Origin of the sequence: Xanthomonas sp. LF07-6 (assembly GCF_034105445.1) — a bacterium.
Taxonomy (GTDB): Bacteria; Pseudomonadota; Gammaproteobacteria; order Xanthomonadales; family Xanthomonadaceae; genus Xanthomonas_A; species Xanthomonas_A sontii.
On record NZ_JAXGGI010000001.1, the window covers coordinates 1011344 to 1031738 of the forward strand.

The 20395-nt window shown below is 69.2% G+C and carries 18 protein-coding genes; 9 read left to right on the plus strand and 9 right to left on the minus strand.

Annotated elements, in window-relative coordinates; translation table 11 throughout:
* The first annotated feature begins 61 nt into the window (after positions 1–61).
* The 3 genes from SLW56_RS04415 (at position 62) to SLW56_RS04425 (ending at position 4210) form a co-directional block, all read left to right on the plus strand.
* Entirely contained in the window at positions 62–664 is a 603-nt protein-coding gene (locus tag SLW56_RS04415) for an ATP-binding cassette domain-containing protein (RefSeq protein ID WP_152180359.1), read from the plus strand.
* Positions 661–3144: an FtsX-like permease family protein gene (locus SLW56_RS04420; protein ID WP_295907927.1), complete on the plus strand. Its 2484-nt coding sequence runs from the start codon at positions 661–663 to the stop codon at positions 3142–3144. The genes SLW56_RS04415 and SLW56_RS04420 overlap by 4 nt, the downstream gene beginning before the upstream one ends.
* 151 nt (positions 3145–3295) lie before the next feature.
* Positions 3296–4210 carry a trypsin-like serine protease gene (locus tag SLW56_RS04425; protein WP_295907950.1) on the plus strand — a complete coding sequence of 305 codons (915 nt, stop codon included), beginning with the start codon at positions 3296–3298 and terminating at the stop codon, positions 4208–4210.
* Positions 4211–4410: 200 nt separating this feature from the next.
* On the opposite strand, the gene SLW56_RS04430 is transcribed toward SLW56_RS04425, so the two are convergent.
* From SLW56_RS04430 to SLW56_RS04450, 5 genes are all read right to left on the minus strand, one after another.
* Positions 4411–5349, minus strand: coding sequence for a DUF6607 family protein (locus SLW56_RS04430; protein WP_295907925.1), 939 nt, complete (start codon positions 5347–5349; stop codon positions 4411–4413).
* Between the two features lie 49 nt (positions 5350–5398).
* Complete coding sequence (locus tag SLW56_RS04435; protein ID WP_267093524.1) at positions 5399–5986, minus strand: Hemin transport protein; 588 nt, start codon at positions 5984–5986, stop codon at positions 5399–5401.
* 6 nt (positions 5987–5992) lie between these two features.
* On the minus strand, positions 5993–8224 hold the full coding sequence (locus SLW56_RS04440; RefSeq protein WP_320694383.1) for a TonB-dependent hemoglobin/transferrin/lactoferrin family receptor: 2232 nt from the start codon (positions 8222–8224) through the stop codon (positions 5993–5995).
* Positions 8225–8399: 175 nt separating this feature from the next.
* Complete coding sequence (locus SLW56_RS04445) at positions 8400–8600, minus strand: hemin uptake protein HemP (protein WP_017907561.1); 201 nt, start codon at positions 8598–8600, stop codon at positions 8400–8402.
* Between the two features lie 192 nt (positions 8601–8792).
* A complete protein-coding gene (locus SLW56_RS04450; RefSeq protein ID WP_152238307.1) occupies positions 8793–9764 on the minus strand; it encodes an aldo/keto reductase in 972 nt (323 codons plus the stop codon).
* A 229-nt stretch (positions 9765–9993) separates the two neighbouring features.
* Here SLW56_RS04450 and SLW56_RS04455 point away from each other — a divergent pair, with 229 nt between their 5' ends.
* From SLW56_RS04455 to SLW56_RS04475, 5 genes are all read left to right on the plus strand, one after another.
* The gene (locus SLW56_RS04455; protein WP_267093521.1) at positions 9994–11292 is read left to right on the plus strand and encodes a nucleoside transporter C-terminal domain-containing protein; all 1299 of its coding nucleotides are present in this window, start codon (positions 9994–9996) and stop codon (positions 11290–11292) included.
* A 67-nt stretch (positions 11293–11359) separates the two neighbouring features.
* Positions 11360–12313, plus strand: coding sequence for a ribokinase (locus SLW56_RS04460; RefSeq protein WP_152236694.1), 954 nt, complete (start codon positions 11360–11362; stop codon positions 12311–12313).
* Positions 12314–12407: 94 nt separating this feature from the next.
* The gene (locus SLW56_RS04465) at positions 12408–13013 is read left to right on the plus strand and encodes a DUF4893 domain-containing protein (protein WP_267100002.1); all 606 of its coding nucleotides are present in this window, start codon (positions 12408–12410) and stop codon (positions 13011–13013) included.
* A 54-nt stretch (positions 13014–13067) separates the two neighbouring features.
* Positions 13068–14066, plus strand: coding sequence for a tRNA dihydrouridine synthase DusB (dusB, locus tag SLW56_RS04470; RefSeq protein WP_267100001.1), 999 nt, complete (start codon positions 13068–13070; stop codon positions 14064–14066).
* Between the two features lie 23 nt (positions 14067–14089).
* Complete coding sequence (locus SLW56_RS04475) at positions 14090–14917, plus strand: class I SAM-dependent methyltransferase (RefSeq protein ID WP_267093518.1); 828 nt, start codon at positions 14090–14092, stop codon at positions 14915–14917.
* Positions 14918–15330: 413 nt separating this feature from the next.
* On the opposite strand, the gene SLW56_RS04480 is transcribed toward SLW56_RS04475, so the two are convergent.
* From SLW56_RS04480 to SLW56_RS04495, 4 genes are all read right to left on the minus strand, one after another.
* Positions 15331–16002 carry a hypothetical protein gene (locus tag SLW56_RS04480; protein WP_267100000.1) on the minus strand — a complete coding sequence of 224 codons (672 nt, stop codon included), beginning with the start codon at positions 16000–16002 and terminating at the stop codon, positions 15331–15333.
* Positions 16003–16678: 676 nt separating this feature from the next.
* On the minus strand, positions 16679–17752 hold the full coding sequence (locus SLW56_RS04485) for a metal-dependent hydrolase (RefSeq protein ID WP_320694384.1): 1074 nt from the start codon (positions 17750–17752) through the stop codon (positions 16679–16681).
* A gap of 380 nt (positions 17753–18132) precedes the next feature.
* Positions 18133–18810, minus strand: a complete 678-nt coding sequence (locus SLW56_RS04490; protein WP_267086371.1) for a hypothetical protein — start codon at positions 18808–18810, stop codon at positions 18133–18135.
* Positions 18811–18936: 126 nt separating this feature from the next.
* The gene (locus tag SLW56_RS04495; RefSeq protein ID WP_152243943.1) at positions 18937–19599 is read right to left on the minus strand and encodes a hypothetical protein; all 663 of its coding nucleotides are present in this window, start codon (positions 19597–19599) and stop codon (positions 18937–18939) included.
* A 369-nt stretch (positions 19600–19968) separates the two neighbouring features.
* Here SLW56_RS04495 and SLW56_RS04500 point away from each other — a divergent pair, with 369 nt between their 5' ends.
* Entirely contained in the window at positions 19969–20355 is a 387-nt protein-coding gene (locus tag SLW56_RS04500; protein ID WP_320694385.1) for a hypothetical protein, read from the plus strand.
* Positions 20356–20395: the final 40 nt, after the last annotated feature.

Sequence of the window (20395 nt, forward strand, 5' to 3'; positions counted from 1 at the left end):
CGATGTCGGCAAATCCGTCAGCGGACCGGAGGGTACGGTCCACATTCTCGACAAGGTTGGATTGACCATCGGTGAAGGCGACAGCGTGGCCATCGTCGGCGCCTCCGGCTCCGGCAAGACCACCCTGCTCGGCTTGCTGGCCGGCCTCGACCTGCCCACGCGCGGGGAGATCGTGCTGGCCGGGCAGTCGCTCAATGCACTGGACGAGGAAGCGCGCGCCGCGCTGCGCGCGCGCGAGGTCGGCTTCGTCTTCCAGAGCTTTCACCTGCTGCCGTCGCTGACCGCGGCCGAGAACATCGCCCTGCCGCTGGAACTGGCCGGACGCGAGGATCCGGCGCGGGTGCGCGAGGTGCTGGAGGCGGTCGGGCTGAGCGCGCGGGCGCGGCACTACCCGCGGCAACTGTCCGGCGGCGAGCAGCAGCGCGTGGCGCTGGCGCGCGCGTTCGTGGCGCGGCCGCGGATCCTGTTCGCCGACGAGCCCACCGGCAGCCTCGACCAGGCCACCGGACAACAGATCAGCGACCTGCTGTTCGCGCTCAACGAAGGCAGCGACACCACCCTGGTGCTGGTCACCCACGACATGCGCCTGGCGCAACGCTGCGAACACCGCTACCGGCTCGACGGCGGCCGCCTGCGCGCCGCCGACGCGGCGGATGCCGCATGAACGTGCTGCGCCACGCCGCGCGCGCACTGCGCCGCGAGCTGTTCGCCGGCGATCTGCTGACCGTGTTCGCCGCGCTGGTGCTGGGCGTGGCGGTGATGACCGCGGTCGGCACCCTGGTCGACCGGGTGACCCTGGCGCTGACCGGCAGCGCCGCCGAGGTGATCGGCGGCGACCTCGGCGTCAGCGGGCGCCAGGACATTCCTGCCGCCTTCGCCGAGGAGGCGCAGCGGCGCGGCCTGCGCAGCACGCGCATGGTCAGTTTCCCCAGCGTGCTGTTCCATGGCGACGCCAGCCAGATGGCCAACATCAAGGCGGTGGGCACGGGCTATCCGCTGCGCGGCGAGTTGCTGGTCGCGCGCGACACCGTCGGCGCCGGCAGTGAACGCGCCGGTCCGCCGCCGCGCGGAGAAGCCTATGCCGATCCGCGCCTGCTCGAAGCGCTGGGGCTGAAGCTCGGCGATGCGCTGGAGTTCGGCGCCGGCACGCTGCGCGTGACCCGGGTGCTGCGCGCCGAACCGGATGCCTCCGGCGAACTGATGCAGTTGTCGCCGCCGCTGCTGGTGAACCGCGCCGACGTCGATGCCGCCGGCCTGCTCGGCCCTGGCAGCCGCGCTTCCTATCGACTGATGTTCGCCGGTGCGCCTGGCGAGATCGCCGCCCTGCGCGAATGGCTGGCGCCACGCGCCAAGGCCTACCGCCTGGTCGGCATCGAGGACACCCAGCGCGGCGTACGTGGCGCCTTCGACCGCGCCGGGCGCTTCCTGGCCCTGGCCGCGTTGCTGGCGGTGCTGCTGGCCGGCGTCGCCACCGCGCTGGCCGCCAACCGCTTCGCCCTGCGTCGCATCGATCAGGTCGCGGTCTTGCGCTGCCTGGGCGCGCGCCAGCGCGACATCCTCGGTGCGCTGGCGGTGCAGTTGCTGCTGCTGGCGATCCCCGCCTGCGCGCTCGGCGTGGGCCTGGGCATGCTGGCGCAGGTCGGCTTGGTCGAAGCGCTGGGCAGCCTGATTCCCGACCGCCTGCCCTTGCCGCAGGCGACCCCGGCGCTGGCCGGCGCCGGCATCGGCCTGCTGCTGCTGCTCGGCTTCGGCCTGCCGCCGCTGCTGCGCCTGCGCGACGTGCCGCCGATGCGCGTGCTCAACCGCAGCTTCGCCGCGCTGCCGCCAACCTCACTGCTGGTCTACGCCGCGGCCCTGGTCGCCACCGTGGTGCTGGCGGTCTACGCCACCGGCGACGGCGTGCTGGCGGCCTGGGTGCTGGGCGGCCTGACCCTGCTGGCGGCGCTGGCCGCGGCGGTCGGCGGCGTGCTGCTGGCGGTACTGCGGCGACTGCAGGGACAGCTGCGCGGGCCATGGAAGCTGGGCCTGGCGGCGCTGACCCGGCGCCGCGCACTGAGCGTGGTGCAACTGGTAGGCCTGTCGCTGTCGCTGTGCGCCTTGCTGTTGCTGGCGGTGATCGGCCCCGGCCTGCTCGGGCAGTGGCGCGACCGGCTGCCGGCGGACACGCCGAACTACTTCCTGATGAACATCCAGCCCGACCAGGCCGAGCAGGTGCTCGGCACCTTGCGCAGGCTCGGCGTCGCCGATGCGGCGGTCGAGCCGTTCAGCACCGGCAAGCTGGTGGCGATCAACGGCAAGCCGCCGCAACGCCGCGAGCAGGGTCCGGAGGACGATGGCGACGGCAGCGACCGGCCGATCAACTTCTCCTGGCGGCACGAGTTCCCCGCCGCCAACCGGCTGCTGTCCGGACGCTTCTGGGCCGCCGACAGCACCGCCGCCGAGGCCTCGGTGGAGGAAGGCTGGGCGCAGCGCTACGGGCTCAAGCTCGGCGACCGCATCACCCTGCTGCTCGGCGACCAGCAGCGCAGTTTCACCGTCACCAATGTGCGCAAGGCCGACTGGGATTCGTTCCGGGTCAACTTCTTCCTGCTGCTCAACGCCGGTGCGGTGCAGGATGCCCCGTACAACCTGATCTCCGCCTTCCACCTGCCGCGCGCCTCGGCCGCGCAACTGAGCGGACTCAGCCGCGCCTATCCGAACGTGTCGCTGCTGGACATCGACGCGATCCTGCAGCGCGTGCGCGAGGTCATCGACCGCGTCGCCCAGGCGGTGCAACTGGTGATGGGCTTCAGCCTGCTGGCCGGCGCGCTGGTGCTGTTGGCCGCCCTGCAGGCCACTGCCGGCGAGCGTCGTTACGACAGCGCAGTGCTGCGCACCCTGGGCGCGCGGCGTGGGCAATTGCGCGGCGCGGTGCTGGTGGAGTTCGGCGCGCTCGGCCTGCTCGCCGCGCTGCTCGCGGTGGGCGCGGCGGCGATCATCGGCGTGGTGGTGGCCAAGCAGGCCTTCGACCTCGCGCTGTCGCCGCCGTGGCCGGCGCTGCTGCTCGGCGGCCTCGGTGGCGTGGCGCTGAGCCTGCTCGCCGGCTGGTCCGGCACCCGCCGCATCCTGCGCACGCCGCCGGCGCTGGCGCTGCGCGAGAACTGAGTGGAGCCGGGACTGGGGATTTGGAAGAGCGCCGCGGGCTGCGCGGACGCGATGCGGTCGCCACCGGCCCTCGGCGGCGGTCTGCCGCGACGACGGGAGCGATGCGTGCCGCGCCATGGGTAAGATCACGCTGCATCGAAAGGAGAACCACATGAAATGGATTGTCGCCTGTTGCCTGCTGGCCATCGCCAACACGGCCGGCGCCGTGGTGGTCAGGGCGGACCTGGAGGAAGCGCGCTATCGGATCCCGGCGGCGGCATTCCCTGCACTGGCCGACCTGCCCGGCGAAGGACACGGCGTGCTGATCGCGCCGCAGTGGGTCGTCACCGCCGCGCACGCGACGCCGATGCAAATGCCCGGTATGGACCAGGAGGTGTCCATCGGCGGCGTGGCGTACAGGATCAGGCGCGTCGTCCTCCATCCCGGCTACCGCAAGCCGCCCGATGCGCTGGTGCAGGAGGCGCTGGCCTCGCGCGACTTCGCCAAGTTCTACGCGTTTCTGGCCGCCTCCGACGATATTGCGCTGATCGAGCTGGCCACGCCGGTAACGGGCGTGGCGCCGGCCGCGCTGTACCGCGGCGGCGGCGAGGTGGGGATGACCGCCGAACTGATCGGTAAGGGCGCCACCGGCGACGGCAACGCCGGCCAGGATCCCCACGGCGCCCATCGCGGCGTGCTGCGCCATGCGTTCAACACGATCGTCGGCGCCGACCCACGCTACCTCTCGTATCGCTTCGACGCGCCCCCGGCCGCCCTGCCGTTGGAAGGCATCACCGGCAGCGGCGACAGCGGCGGCCCCTTGCTGATTGGCACCGGCGACGCGCGGCAACTGATCGGACTGGCGTCGTGGGGCAACTATCCGCCGGACCATCCGTTCTGGGCGACCTGGACCGCGGATCGTCCCTTCGTGCAGGGTCTTTACGGCCAGATCGTGCACGCCGTGCGCGTGTCGCGCTATCTGCCGTGGATCGAGCAGGTGATGTCCGCCTCCACGGGTGACGCGTCATCGCCAACGCCGCCGCCCGCACCGGCGACGACCACACGCGCGCACGACGCGGGACGCTGAGAATCCCGCGCGGCGCCGTGCTGGCGCCGGCCTTGCGTCGCCTTGCCTCCGTTGGCGCACCTGCGGCTCAGAGCGTGAGCCGCGATCTACGCGCCTGCCAGCACCAAGCACCATCTTCGGCGACGCGACACACGCAAGAAAAAGGGGAACGCGCCATCCCGGCCGCCTTCCCCACCCTGGCTGTGTTGCCGGCGCTGGCCTCAGCGCGCGGCCGGTGCCGGCGCGGTCCATTGCGCGAACACCGCATCGAGTTGCGCATCGCTGACCGGCTTGCCCTGCTGCACCGCCTCGGCCTGGCCGAACAGCGGCACGATGATCGCCATGCCGTCGACTTTGGTCTTCAGCTGCACGCCCGGCGGCTTGCCGAGCAGGCCGTCCCAGCGCGCGCGCACCCTGGCCCAGTAGCCCTGGGTGGCCTTCCAGTAGGCGTAGGCCGGTGCGAAATCCACGGTCGTGGTCTTGACGTAGTCGTTGAAGCCGAATTCGCGGGCGATGGCCTGCTGGCTGCCATCGGGCTTGCGCAGCACCTTGGTGTTGAACTGCTCGTGGGTCCAGCCGGCCGGGGTCAGCGTGTGCCGGTTGATCACCGCCAGCGCGTTGTAGTCGCTGCGCTTGGTGTACTCGCGGCGCGGCAACGGACGCCAGCTCAGGTCGCTGGTCCAGGTCGGATGGCCATCGGCGTAGTCCCAGCGCCCGGTGCCGCAGTAGCGCGGCGCGTCGCTGACCTCGTACACGCACTGGGTCCAGGCGCCGCGGGTGGTCGCGGCGTCGAGCGGGCGCACCTGCCAGGTCTGGTCGGCGCTGAACTCGAAGCGTTGCGGCGCCTCGTAGATCCAGTCCTGGCGCCAGTGCTTGGTCACGTGACCGCTCTTGGGCTCCACCAGCAGGTGCTGCAGCACCACCTTGCGCGGGCTGTCCTCGACCACGATCACCACCTCGTCGCCACCGCTGCGCATTGGCGCGGCGCGCGTGTAGCCAGGCTGCAGCAGCACGGTCTCGTCGAAGGCGAACGCCACCGTGTACTCGCCCTGCATCGCCAGGATGCTGGCACGGTCGCGCGCCGGGTCGGCGGTTTCGGCATGAACGGGAAGGTTGCCGGCAAGCAGCAGGGCGAAGAACAGAGGCGTGGCTTTCATCATCGAGAGGTGTGTGGGTAGTGACGGGAAACGAGGAAACACCAGCGAACGCTCACAACCGCAGCAGCGGCCACGGCCGGTCGGGATCGGGGCGCGGCGCAGGGCGTCCGGCGCGGGCGCAACAGCAGTCGTCGACCAGCACGTCGCCCTCGGCCGCCTCCAGGCGCGCGATGCGGCGGGCGATGCTGGCACCGAGCGGCGACACGCCGGCGACGCTGGCCGCCAGCACGCCATCGGCCGCGTGCAGGCGCAGCGCCCGCGCATGCCAGCCATCGCCGCGCAGGCGGCCGGCGACGCGCCGCCACAGTCGCTCGGCGACGCCGCCATCGGCGGCGTCCTGCGCCGCGGGCAGCGCCGACAGCAGCATGTCCCATGCGACGAAATCGCTGTCGGGCAGCAGGTACAGGCGCCAGCAGCATTGGTGTTGGCGGTCGTAGAAGCGCAGGCTCTCCAGCACGCCATCGCTGTCCACGTCCAGGTGCGCGGCCACGCTGCAGGCGTGGCGCCAGCCGATCAGTTCGGCGCCGGTGTGGGCGCGGTACAGGCACAACACCGTGCCCAGTGCGGCCAGCTGCGCCGGGCGCGGCAGCGGCGCGGCGATCCGCTCCGGGCCGGTACGCGCTGGCGCGGCCGTGCGCATCCGCCGCTACCAGTCCAGCGCCAGGCTGACCGAGACGTTGCGCCCGGCGCCGGTGTAGCGGTCGAGCACGCTGCTGCGGGCCAGGGTCGCGCCGGGCAGCATGTTCCAGTCGATGTAGCGGCGGTCGGCCAGGTTGAACACGCCGACGTCGAGCCGCGCGCCTTCGGTGAAGTGCCAGTGTGCGAGCAGGTCCAGCGTCGCGTAGCCGGCCGGCGTGTAGTAGCTCGGCAGTTCCGGCCGGCGCTTCTTCGCCACCGCGGTGGCGACCAGTTGCGCGCCCCAGGTGTTGCGGTCGTAGCCCAGGCCGAGCACGCCGCGCAGCGGATCCACCGAATTGAGCGGCGTGCCGTCGGTGCGGTTGTCGCCACGCGCATAGGCCGCGCTGGCCTGCAGCGACCAGCCAGCCCAGCGCGCATCGAGTGCGCCGACGTCGACACCGGCCTTGGCCTCCACGCCACGGATGGTCACCCGGTCGACGTTGCGCGATTGATACAGCATCAAGCCGTCGGCGTTGAAGCCGACGAAGCGGTAGGACTCGATGAAGTCGCGATAGGCGTTGCGGTAGGCGCTCAGGCCGGCGTAGACCGCCGGACCGGCGTAGCGCACGCCCAACTCCGCGCCGCGACTGGTCTCCGGCTTCAGGTCGGGATTGGCGATCGCGGTGTAGCCGATGAGCAGGTTGGTGAAGCCGATATTGACGTCGTTGTAGGGCGGCGCGCGGAAGCCGTGCGCGTAGTTGGCGTACAACGACCAGGCGTCGTCCAGGCGCCAGATCGCGCCGAGCTTGGGCGAGACGTTGCGATCGCTGATCTTCTTCGCCGCCACGCCGGGATTGTCGGTAGCGAAGATCGCATCGACCTGCGGCGACAGCCGGTAATAGTCGGCACGCAGCGCAGGCGTCAGGCTGAAGCGGCCCTCGGCCAGCGCGATCTCGTCCTGCAGGTAGGCGCCGGCCTTGCGCGTCTCGGTGATCGGGAAGTCGCGGACCGGGAAGGTTTCCATGCCCACGGTCTTGCTGATCGTGCCGGTGCGCAGGTTCAGCGTGCGGCCGTCGCGTTTTTCGTGGGTGTCGGTGTGCGACAGGTCGATGCCGTAGCTGATGTCGTGCACGATGCGCCCCTGATCGACCCGCTTGTGCAGATTCGCCTGCAGTCCGTACAGGCGCTGGTCGAAGTCGTGCTCCATGTGCCGCAGCGTGCCGTTGCTGCGGCGTTCGTCGGTGCGCTGCAGGCTCTGGCTATCCTGGCGGTACAGCTGCCACTGCAGGTCGTCGGCGAGCAGCGTGTCGAGCTGGTCCACCTCGTGTGCCAGCGACACGCGGGCGCGGGTCTGATGGTCGCGGCCGCGCTGCGAGAGGATGCTGGCGGTGACGTTGCTCAGCGCATCGATGCGCGAGTAGTCCTCGTTGCCTTCGACGGTCAGCTTGAAGCGCTGATTGGCGCTGGGCGCGTAGACCAGCTTGCTGAGCAGGCTGCGGCCGTCGCTGCTGAGCGGATTGGGCGCGGTGCGGGCGGCGCCGATGCTGCGGTTGTCGCCCTGGGTCTCGCTTTCCTGGCCCTGGCGATGGCTGACCGCGGCCATGCCGCTCCAGCGGTCGCCGCCGAAGGCGACCAGCGCGCCGGCGAACAACCCCTTCCACTCGCTCTCGTAGCCGAACTTCAGGCCGACGTAACTGTCCTTGCCCGGCGCCAGGTAGTCGGCCGGATCCTTGGTGACGTAGGCGACCACCCCGCCCAGCGCATCCGAACCGTACAGCGCGCTGGCCGGACCGCGCACGATCTCCACGCGCTTGAGCGTGTCCATGTCGACGAAGTTGCGGTTGGCGTTGAGGTAGCTGCCGAAGCTGAAGGTGTCCGAGACCGGGATGCCGTCGGTCTGGATCAGCACGCGGTTGCCGTCCAGGCCGCGGATGCGGATGCCGGAGATGCCGCTGAAGCGGCCGCTGTTGCCGGTGGCGGACACGCCGGGCGTATAGCGCAGCAGATCCTTCAGGTCGTGGACCAGTGCGCGGTCCATCTGTTCGCGGTCGATCACGTCGACGCTGCCGGGTACGTCGACGATGGCGCGCTGGGTGCGCGTGGCGGTGACCTGCAGGCGATCGAAATCGCGGATGGCCGCCGCCGCACTGGCGGCGTCGTCAGCGTCGGAGGCAGAGGCAGAGGCGGATACAGGAGCGGCATGCGCGCCGGCGGCCAGGGCCAGCCACAGCGCGCCGGTGAGCGGGGCGGTACGGAACATGGGGAGCATCGGTGGTCGCGGAAGACCCTCGACCGGCACGGCGCGGGGTCCGCGCCTGGCCGAGGGGGAGAGAAGGATCGCGACTGCGAGGCGGCCGCGGCCGACGCGCAAGGGCGTGGGCCAGGTGGCGGCAGATCGGGCGGGGAGACCGGCCGCGCGCGGTGGCCGGAGGGCATCACTTGGTCAGGATCAGCTTGTCGTTGCTGGTGTGGCGCAGACGATAGACGCGGTCGCCGTGCTGGATCAGCACTTCGCGGCGGCCCTTGAGCAGCGCCTGGCTGCTGATGGTTTCTTCGGCCGGCACGGCGCGCGGCACGGTGCGCTCGCGCAGGCTCAGGGTCTCGGGGTGACGCAACAGCACGGGTTGAGCGGTCATGATCGAACTCCATCCACGGGGTGCATCGAGATGATAATGATTCTCAATAATTAATCAAGACCCATTCTCGCCCGATTCGATTCGCAATCCCGATCGAAACTCCGACCACGAAAGATTCTAAAGATCGCCACACATCGACGCCTTCGCCGCCGCGCCACCGCTGCACTGCAGCGGCGCAAGCGTATGCCGTCGTCAGCGCACCGCGGCGTCGACCCGTTCCCACCACGCCGCGTCGTCGCGCGCCGCCAGCTCCAGCGCGGCCAGGTTCTCCAGCAGCTGCGACACCCGACTGGCGCCGAGGATCACCGTGGACACGTGCGGGTTGCGCAGGCACCAGGCGATCGCCAGCGACGCCGGCGCCACGCCCTCGGCCGCGGCCAGCGCGGTGAAGGCGCGCGCGCGCTCGATGCGGCGCTGCGCCGGCGGCCCGATCACCTCCTGCTGCAGCCAAGCATTACGCTCCTGGCCCAGCCGCGAGGCCGGATCGATGCCGTCGTTGTACTTGCCGGTCAGCAGACCCGAGGCCAGCGGCGACCAAATGGTGGTACCCAGGCCGAGCTCGGCGTACAGCGGCGCGTATTCCTGCTCCACGCGCGCGCGGTGCAGCAGGTTGTATTGCGGCTGTTCCATCGACGGCCCGTGCAGGCCCAGCGCGCGCGCCACCTGCGCCGCCTCGCGGATGCGCTCGGCCGGCCACTCGGAGGTGCCCCAGTACAGCACCTTGCCCTGGCGGATCAGCGCGTCCATCGCGCGCACGGTTTCCTCCACCGGCGTGTCCGGATCGGGGCGGTGGCAGTAGTACAGATCCAGATAGTCCACCCGCAAGCGCTTGAGCGCGGCATGGCAGGCGTCGGTGACGTGCTTGCGCGACAGCCCGCGCTGGGTGGGGCGCGGCGACTCGACGGCGCCGAAGTAGACCTTGCTGGACACGCAGAAGCCGTCGCGCGGCAGCCGCAGGTCGGCGATCACGTCGCCCATCACCTGCTCGGCGCGGCCGTGCGCATAGACCTCGGCGTTGTCGAAGAAGTTGATGCCGTGGTCCCAGGCGGCGGCGATCAGGTTGCGCGCTTCGTCGCGGCCGGTCTGCCCGCCGAAGTTGATCCAGGCGCCGAACGACAGCGCCGACAGTTGCAGCCCGGTGGCACCGAGGCGACGGTATTGCATGGCAACTCCTCCTGCTGAGCGAACCCGCGGCACGGCCGGCGGGCGGCCGCACAGTGTAGCGGCGCTGCCGCGAGGCACCGTCGGCATCGCCGCACCTGCGGCAGCGGGGCGCCTGCTCTTACGAATCCCCAATCCCCACTCCCGAATCCCCGACTGAACACCGCTCGCCTTGCCGGCCGTCACCCCCTGCACTAGGCTTCCCGTCTTTGGTCGGGGACCGGGGACGCAGATGGTCGAGGGATTGGGAAGGATCGGCTTCGGCCTGTTCGGTTTGGCGGTGTTGATCGGGATCACCTGGCTGTTCTCCAACAACCGCCGGGCAGTGGACTGGAAGCTGGTCGCGACCGGCCTGGTCCTGCAGATCGGGTTCGCCTCGCTGGTGCTGCTGGTCCCGGGCGGCCGTGAGGTGTTCGACTGGCTCGGCCAGGTGTTCGTCAAGGTGCTGAGCTTCGTCAACGAAGGCTCCAGCTTCATCTTCGGCAGCCTACTCGACACCAAGACCTACGGCTTCATCTTCGCCTTCCAGGTGCTGCCGACCATCATCTTCTTCTCCGCGCTGATGGGCGTGCTGTACCACCTGGGGGTGATGCAGGCGGTGGTGCGGGTGATGGCCTGGGCGATCACCAAGGTGATGCGCGTGTCCGGCGCCGAGACCACCAGCGTCTGCGCCAGCGTGTTCATCGGCCAGACCGAGGCGCCGCTGACGGTGCGTCCGTACATCCCGCGCATGACCGAGTCCGAGCTGCTGACGATGATGATCGGCGGCATGGCGCACATCGCCGGCGGCGTGCTGGCGGCCTACGTGGGCATGCTCGGCGGCGGCGACCCGGCGCAGCAGGCGTTCTATGCCAAGCATCTGCTGGCGGCCAGCATCATGGCCGCGCCGGCGACGCTGGTGGTGGCCAAGCTGCTGATCCCGGAGACCGGCACGCCGCTGACCCGCGGCACGATCAAGATGGAAGTGGAGAAGACCACCAGCAACGTGATCGATGCCGCCGCCGCCGGCGCCGGCGACGGCCTGCGCCTGGCGCTGAACATCGGCGCGATGCTGCTGGCGTTCATCGCCCTGATCGCGCTGGTCAATGCGCCACTGACCTGGATCGGCGACGTCACCGGCCTGGCCAGCGTGATCGGCCGCCCGACCAACCTGTCCACCATCTTCGGCTACGTGCTGGCGCCGGTGGCCTGGGTGATCGGCACGCCGTGGCCGGATGCGACCACGGTCGGTTCGCTGATCGGCCAGAAGGTGGTCATCAACGAGTTCGTCGCGTATACCGAGCTGTCGCGTATCGTCCAGGGCCAGGTGCCGGGCGTGAGCCTGAGCGCGGAAGGCCGGCTGGTCGCCACCTACGCGCTGTGCGGCTTCGCCAACTTCAGCTCGATCGCGATCCAGATCGGCGGCATCGGCGGCCTGGCCCCCGAGCGCCGCCACGACCTGGCCCGCTTCGGCCTGCGTGCGGTGCTGGGCGGCTCGATCGCCACCTTCATGACCGCGACCATCGCCGGGGTGCTGTCGCACTTCGCCTGATCCGGCCGCGGCATCCGCCGCACCCGTCTTTCTTTTTTCAGTTCCAGTCGAGAAGCAGTACATGCCTATGAGTTCGGTCATCGTCGTCGGTTCGTTCAATGTCGACCATGTGTGGCGGTGCGAGAATCTGCCCGCACCGGGGGCGACCATCGCCGGCCGCTACAGCACCGGCCCCGGCGGCAAGGGCTTCAACCAGGCGGTGGCGGCGGCGCGTGCCGGCGCGCGCACCAGCTTCGTCTGCGCGCTCGGCGACGACGCCGGCGGCGCGATGGCGCGCGGCCTGGCCGCGCAGGACGGTATCGCCCTGGTCGCCGAGGCCCGCAGCGAGCCGACCGGCACCGGCGGTATCTACGTCGACGGCCACGGCCGCAACACCATCGTCATCGGCGCCGGCGCCAACGCCGCGCTGAGCCTGGACTTCGTGCAGGCGCAGCGTCCGCTGCTGGGCTCGGCGCGGGTGCTGCTGGCGCAGCTGGAATCGCCGATCGAGACCATCGAGGGCACCCTGGCGCTGGCCCGCGAGGCTGGCCTGACCACGGTGCTCAACGCCGCCCCGGCCAACGCGCAGACCAGCATCGGCCTGCTCAAGCTGGCCGACGTGCTGACCCCCAACGAAACCGAGTTCGCCGCCCTGCTCGCCCGCCATGTCGGCGTGCGCGTGGACGCCGACGACGTCGCCGCCACCGATGGCGGCAGCCTGCACGCGCTGTGCCGCAAGCTGCTGCCGGGCGGCACCGTGGTGGTGACGCTGGGCGCGGTCGGTGCGTTCATCTCGCACCCTGAGGAGCGCCTGCTCGGCGACACCCAGCCCTACTACCGGATCGGCGCCGAAACCGCGCATACCGTGGACACCACCGGTGCCGGCGACGCCTTCAACGGCGCCCTGGTGGCGTCGCTGGCGCAGTCGCCGAACGCCGCGTTCGCCACCCATGTGCGCTTCGCCAACCACTACGCGGCGCGCTCCACCGAGGCCGAAGGCGCGGCGGCATCGATGCCGCGGCTGACGCCCGAGGCCGGCTGAGCGATCGGCGCGACGGCGCCGGCCGTCGCCGTTGCCTGCCATCACAAACCAGCGCCGGCGCTGCGCCGGCCACGCATCCGACAAGGAGTTGCCGATGCCCCGCCGTTCCGTCATCCCGTTCGCCGCGCTGTGCGCACTGCTGCTCCCGTTGTCCGCCGCCGCGGCACCGCACTGCGACTGGAACAGCCTGGCCGCCGACGCCGACCGCGCCGCGGTGACCGTCTCCGCCGAACGCCTGCAGCAGGTGATCGCGGCGCATTACGACGATGCCGAGCAGGAAAAGGGCGCGGCGCTGGCGCGCAGCCTGCTGCAGCGCGCGCAGACGCCGCAGCAGCCCGGCAAGCTGGAGGGCCGCTGGAAGGTGCGCTCGATCCAGATCGACCCGCACTTCGCCTACGCCTATCCCCACTTCAAGGCCGAGATCCGCCGCGATCCCTGCGGCTACCACCTGAGCAAGACCAGCGGCTCGCAGCGCCGCAGCGGCACGCTGTATCCGCTGTCCGCCGGCAGCCATGAGCTGGCCTTCCTCGGCGCAAGCACGGTCAACGACGAGCCGGAAGCGGCCTACGCGCCCGGCCATGCCTCCGACGGCACGCACGGCAACAGCGTCGGCCGCCTGGTCGCGCTGGGCCCGGACGAACTGCTGCTGATCCTGGACGGCAAGGACAACGGCTTCGAGCTGTACCAGCTGATGCGCTGACGGCCGCGCGGGCCGCCCGGCCCGCCAGCGCATGCACCCCGCTACACTACGCGCATGCGTATCGGCCCCTACACGATCGAACCGAAGGTGATCCTGGCACCGATGGCCGGGGTCACCGACAAGCCGTTCCGGCTGCTGTGCAAGCGGCTGGGCGCGGGCCTGGCCGTGTCGGAGATGACCATCTCCGATCCGCGCTTCTGGCAGACCCGCAAGTCGCTGCAGCGCATGGACCACGCCGGCGAGCCGGACCCGGTCAGCGTGCAGATCGCCGGCACCGAGCCCCAGCAACTGGCCGAGGCCGCGCGCTACAACGCCGACCACGGCGCGCAACTGATCGACATCAACATGGGTTGCCCGGCGAAGAAGGTGTGCAACGCCTGGGCCGGCTCGGCGCTGATGCGCGACGAGGCGCTGGTGGCGCGCATCCTCAGCGCAGTGGTGAAGGCCTCGCCAGTGCCGGTGACGCTGAAGATCCGCACCGGCTGGGACTGCGACCACCGCAACGGCCCGGTCATCGCGCGCATCGCCGAGGACTGCGGCATCGCCGCGCTAGCAGTGCACGGGCGCACCCGCGATCAACATTACAGCGGCCAAGCCGAGTACGCGACCATCGCCCAGATCAAGGCGATGCTGCGCATTCCGGTGATCGCCAACGGCGACATCGATTCGCCGCAGAAGGCGGCGCAGGTGCTGGCCGCGACCGGCGCCGATGCGGTGATGGTCGGGCGTGCGGCGCAGGGCCGGCCGTGGATCTTCGGCGAGATCGCGCACTACCTGGTCACCGGCGAACTGCGGCCGGCGCCGTCGCTGACGTTCGTCCGCGACACCCTGCTCGGCCACCTGCAGGCGCTGCACGCGTTCTACGGCGAGGCGCAGGGCGTGCGCATCGCGCGCAAGCACCTGGGCTGGTATGCCAAGGATCAACCCGAGAACGCCGCGTTCCGCGCCGTTGTCAACCGCGCCGAGAGCGCACAGGCGCAACTGGCGCTGACCGCCGAGTACTTCGACGCGCTGATCGCCGGGGTGCCGCCTGCCTTGTCCGCCGCCGCCTGACGTTTTCTCCCTGGAGCACCGCCATGCGCTCGTCTCCCGACACCCCGACCTATCTGCACGGCTATTCCGACACCGAACAGGCACGCCTGCTGAAACAGGCCCGGCTGCTCGAAGCCACCCTGTTCAACCAGATCGACTACACCGGCGCGCGGCGCCTGCTGGAAGTGGGCAGCGGCGTCGGCGCCCAGACCGAAGTCTTGCTGCGACGCTTCCCGGAGCTGCACGTCACCGGCATCGACCTGAGCGAGGCGCAACTGCAGGCCGCACGCGACAACCTGCAGCGCATGCCCTGGTGCCAGGACCGCTACACCCTGCAGCAGGCTGATGCCGGCGACCTGCCATTCCAACCGCGCAGCTTCGATGCGGCGTTCCTGTGCTGGGTGCTGGAGCACGTGCCGTCGCCGGCGCGGGTGCTCAGCGAAGTGCGGCGGGTGCTGGCACCGGGGTCGCCGGTGTACGTGACCGAGGTGATGAACGCCTCGTTCCTGCTGCATCCGTACTCGCCGAACGTGTGGCGCTACTGGATGGCGTTCAACGACTTCCAGTACGACCACGGCGGCGACCCGTTCGTCGGTGCCAAGCTCGGCAACCTGCTGCTGGCCGGCGGCTATCGCGACGTCAGCACCGAGATCAAGACCCTGCACCTGGACAACCGCGAGCCGGCGCGGCGCAAGACCATGATCGGGTTCTGGGAAGAACTGCTGCTGTCTGCGGCCGAACGGCTGCTGCAGGCCGGCGCGGTGGATGAGGAGACCGTGGCCGGCATGCGCCGGGAAATGGCGCAGGTGCAGAGCGACCCGGATGCGGTGTTCTTCTATTCGTTCGTGCAGGCGCACGCGACGGTGTATTGAGTCGCTTTCATGGCGCTCACCGCGTCGCTGGCGCTTGCGCGCGCACCGGCGCGGGCGATGCCGGCTCTGTCCACAGATCCGCCGCCACATCCGCGCCAGTGCTGCGCGAACGTGCCCGCGTGCTACCGGCGCCCGATACGCCGCCTGCAGCTACCCCAGGGCGATTGCTTGCCAGCCGTTGCCCTGCTGCCGCGCCACCGCGACGTTGAAGTTGTCGCACGCAACTACTTTGCTGGCGATGCGAAGAAGGCTCGGCTCCGCCGCCTTCAGAAGCCCGGATCAAGGCTGCACCTGTGCGCCAGAACAGTGGCGACGTATCCGCATTCTCGGTGTGCCTGATAAAGAAAGGCGCCCCTTCGGGAACGCCTTCTTTATTTCATCCGCAATGCCTGAAGCAAGATCATGAAGAAAATTTAGTTTGCGTAGAGTGGGAAGTATCCCTGCGAAGCAAGTTCTTGATAGGCTGAATAGGAAACGGAAGACGCCATTTCGCTGCTGCCAAAGAAAAGCGCGCCCATTGCATCGCACACTGAGACAATCGCCCAGCCCTTTTTAGGGTCCGGCTTCGACGTGGCGCCGGCCGCGAGTTTGGACCAATAGCGCGCTGAGTGTCTCACTACACTCAGCCCGCCCAGAACCAGCGCGCCATTCTTGGACTTGGGATCAAGCCGCGCGATACCTTCCCGTTCCAATTCCTCGAATTGCACCGCGGCGGCGTCCAGGCTCTCGGTGTTCTGCACAATCTGGTCCATTCGCACGATGAACGAGAACTCGTATGCACTGAGTTGTTGGCGCAGCTCGGCCAGGTTTTCGGCCATCGGCCGGAGCGGATCGATTGCATCCACCATGGGCTGGTGCGTGGCGATGAAGTGCTCCAGCGGCATGCCAGGGCTGTAGCCGCACTTCTCGACCAGGACGGCGAGGGCCTCATCGCGCGAGGCTTTCGTGTCCATCAGGCAGCCCAGATACATGTTGTGCTGGATGCCTACCTGATCGAGCGGATTCTCGGCCGCCAGCACGGGGGCGGTACCGAAGGCACTGCCGACCAGGAGGGTGGCGGTCGCGGCAAAGAGCTTTTTGTTCATCAACGTTCTCATGTAATGGATGGAGGGTGGCCCAGATCTCCCGACGTTCCTGCGGAGGACCCAGCCGAGGCGACCACACCGCATCGGCACACGGCGCGATGCGACGGTTTCAGGCTAGGCAGATCTGCGGCGACGCACGAGGACGAAACCGGGTCGCGACGGGAACGAACCGGGTCGAATTGGCGAATCGATGGCACCGTCACCACATCGCGCAAACGTGGCCCTGGCTGCCGGCGGACATTCCATGATCGAAGAATCAATGCCTTGCGCCGATTCGTTCCCGATCCGTCGCCGCGGATGCGCTGGAACCGCGGCATCGCTGCAACGCGGCTGTTGCGCGCCTCGTGGTTAGGAAGCTCACCTACTCACCAGCGTCGCGTCGCCCATGCCGCGCTGGCCGCACCGCGGCCGCCGGCGCGCATTCCGTCGTCGCGACCCTTCGAGCTTGCCGTTAGCCGTCCACGGCATGACACCGTACCTACCGTCGGACTGCTGCCTGGAGCAGGATCACAAGCCGGAGGTGGTGACGAAGTTCGATTTCAACCGGGAATCACCGCGGCAGGTGATGGCCACGTACAGTGCAGCCGACCACGAGATGCCTGACTCGAATGCCCTGGCAACCATTGCCGCTTGTTGCGACTTGGCTTCGGCAGCACCACGCACCATTGCAACCAGCTCAACGCGCCGCGGTAGGCACCTGCGCACCGACCGGCGCGGGCGATGCCGGCTCGGTCCAGATCCGTTGCCACATCCGCGCCAGCGCTGCACCAATCTGCCCACGTGCCACGGGCGCCCGGTACGCCGCCTGCAGCTGCCGCGGCGGCATCGCCGCCCAGCCGTCGCCCTGCTGTCGCGCCACCGCGAAGTTGAAGTTGTAGTCCGGTTCCAGGCCCATGCGCAGGTCGCTGAGCACCAGTTCGCCGTCCTTGACCTGCGCGCGCATGAAGCCGCGGTTGAACCAACTCAATCGCTGCACCGCCGGCAGCTCGCGCACCTGCGCCAGCGCCTGGGTGTTGGAAGGATAGCCCTGGAAGCGCATCGGCCCGTGGTCGGCGACCAGCGAGCGCTCGCCGATCACGTAGCCGCTCGGGGTCATCGCCACCACCCGCCACAGCAGCGTGTTGAACGGCATCGGCACCGAGAAGCGCGGCGCCTGCGCCAGGCCCATCGCCGCCAGCGCGCGGTCGGCCTCGCGGTCGACCAGCTGCTTGGCCAGCAGCGACCAGCCCAGGTAGACACTGCTCAACAGCAGTCCGACCAGCAACGCCTGCTGCGCCACGCGCCGCGCGCGGGCGAACCAGGCGATGGCGCAGGCCAGCAGCAGCCACAGCGTGTAGGCGGGATCGATGATGAACACGCTCGACCACATCGTCGGCGCTGGCCGCAGCGGCCACCACAGCTGCGTGCCGTAGACGGTGAACGCATCCAGCAGCGGGTGGGTGATCAGCGCCAGCTGGATCGCCCAGAACCAGCGGTGTGGCGCTTCGGCCACGCGTCCATGGCCGAAGCGCCGGAACAGCCACCAGATCAGCCAGCCGAGCAACGGCAGCACGAACAGCGAATGGCTGACGCTGCGATGCACCGTCATCAGCGTGACCGGATCGCGGGTCAGCGGCAGCAGGATCAGCGCATCGAGATCCGGCAGGGTGCCGAGCGCGGCGCCGGCAAGCATTGCCGCGCGCCGATGTGCGGCCGGGGCGATGGCGGCGGCAATGGCGCCGCCGAGCACGATCTGGGTAAGGGAATCCATCGGCCGATGCTAGCAGCGATGCGGGAATGGGTGCGTGGCCATGGCAGTGGCAGTGGCGCGGCGGTCGCTCGTTTGCTGCTGTCGCAGATGTACAACACGCGGCACGGGCAGTTCGGCCCGATGCCGATCCTGCCAAGCGCTTCAAGCGAACGCGCCGCTGCGACTGCAAGGGCATCTCCGATGACGAGGGAAGGCCATGTGCAGGAGCGGCGTTAGCTGCGGCGAGACGCCACAGGTAACGCCTGTCGCGGCTGAAGCCGCTCCTGCGACGACAACGGCATGTCCACACCGAGTCGCAGCAAAGCGGATGAGCTGACGTCGCTCCCTCTGCGGAAAGGCACCCCATCAGGATGCCCTTCCCTACCCAGGCAGCGCCTGGATCAGAATCCGAATCCCTCGAAGAACAGGGTGTACGCATCGTCGGAGGACGTGGCCGCCGTGCCGGGATTCTCCGATTGGAAATAGCTGATCACGTCGGCTGCGATGACGCCCAGCCACTTCCAGAATCGTCCCTTCCTCTTCGATGTGCCGCCCTCTGCCGCGAACTGACCGCTTTCGGCCGCCTGCCTGGACCAGTAGCGTGTGGAGTGCCTGGCCACGCTCAATCCACCCAGGATCAACGCGCCATTCCTGGAGGTGGGATCGAGCTTCGCCAGGGCGTCCCGCTCCAGCTCCTCGAATTGCGCCGCGGCGGCCTCCAGGTCGTCGGCGTTCTCGACGATCTGGTCGATCCGCACGACGAATGCGAATTCCTCGGCACTGAACCGCTGGCGCAATCCCGTCAGGTTTTCGGTCACAGAACGCGTCGGGTCGATCCCATCGATGATCGGCTGCTGTGTGGCGATGAACTGCTCCAGCGGCATGCCCGGGGCGTAGCCGCACTTCTTGACCAGCAGCGTCAGGGCCTGGTCGTGCGAGGGATTGAGATCCATCAGGCAACCGAGGTACATGTTGTGCTGGGCGCCGGCGTGGTCCATGGGATTCTCCGCGGCCAGCGCGGGGAGACCGACGGCGCTGCCGACCAGCAGGGCGGCGGTTGCGAGAAAGTGCTTCTTCATGTGCATTCTCTTCATTGAACGGGGATGAGTGGGCCCGGACCCACATGGGTCATGGGCAGGCGGTCACCGCCGCATCGGCGCACGGCACGATGCGGCGGTCTTCCAGCGGAGCAGGCTGCAGCCCGGTCAGAACACGATGTCGTAGACGGTGCTGGAGGTGGTGGCCGCAGTGACCGGGTTTTCGGTGAGCAGGAAACCCACCACGTCCGAACCGACGACGGCCAGCCATCGCCAGAAGCGCCCCTTCTTCTTCGCGGTGGCGTCGCCAGCCGTGGTCTCGCCATGCTCTGCCGCGACCTTGGCCCAGTAGCGATTGGAATGCTTGGCCACGCTCAGCCCGCCCAGCACCAGCGCGCCGTTCCTGGAGGCAGGATCGAGCCGCGCCATGGCCTCCTTCTCGAGTTCCTCGAACTGCACCGCCGCCGCATCCATGTCCTCGGCGTTCTCGATGATCTGGTCCATCCGCACGATGAACGAGAATTCGTAGGCACTGAGCTGCTGGCGCAACCCGGCCAGGTTGTCGGTCATCGGCCGGGTCGGATCGACCGCATCGATGATGGGCTGTTGCGTGGCGATGAACCGCTCCAGCGGCATGCCGGGGTTGTAACCGCACGTCTTGACCACGACGGTGAGGGCCTCGTCGGGCGAGGCATTGGCATCCATCAGGCAGCCCAGGTACATGTTGTGCTGGATGCCGGCCTGGTCCACCGGGTTTTCCGCCGCCAGCGCAGGGGCGCCGACGACACTGCCCGCCAGCAAGGCGGTTGCGACAAGGAGCTTCTTCTTCATGATGAGCGTTCTCTCGCTATATGGAAGGGATTGGAGATGGCTGGGGTTGCGTGCATCGCCCCCGGGGGATATGGCCACCGCCGCATCGGCACTCGGTGCGATCCGGCGATTTCAGGCTAGGCAGGCCGCCGCCGCGGCACGAGGGCAAACCCGGGTCGCCACGGGAGCGAATCGGGTCGAATTGCCGGGGCCACGGCGCAAGCACGGCGGGCCGCGGACGCGCGAGCCGGCAGCGCGGCGCGTTGCCACCATCGGAGAATCAATACCTTAGGAGGATTTATTCCCGGTCTATACCCGCGGATGCGCTGGCATCGGCCGCAGCCCCGCTCGTAGGCTGCGGACTCTTCTTCTGCGCATTGCGAGGTTCCGATGCCTGCCTGCCGTTCCGTCTTCCATGCCGCCCTTGCCGCGGCCCTGGTGACCTTGCCGCTGATCGCCCACGGCCACGACACCCTGCCGCCGGACTGGTGCCTGGAGGAGAGCCAGGAACCGGAGGTGGTGGTGAAATTCGATTTCGACGGCGAGCAGTTGCGGCAGACGATGGACAAGTGCGGCGTGGTCGATAGCCACGAGCCGTACACCAATACGCTGAACACCATTGCCGCCTATTGCGAGGTGGTGGCGCCGTCGCGCTCGGCCAAGCCCATCGTGCTCGGCCCGACGACCTTCCTGGCACGCGATCACCACAGCGCCTACCGCATGGAGCAAGGCTTGAAGGGCGCCTGCGTGGTCTGCCCGGCCAAGCGCGGGCGCTGACGCACCATGCAGGCGCGCTCGCCGGTTAGCGCAGCCGACG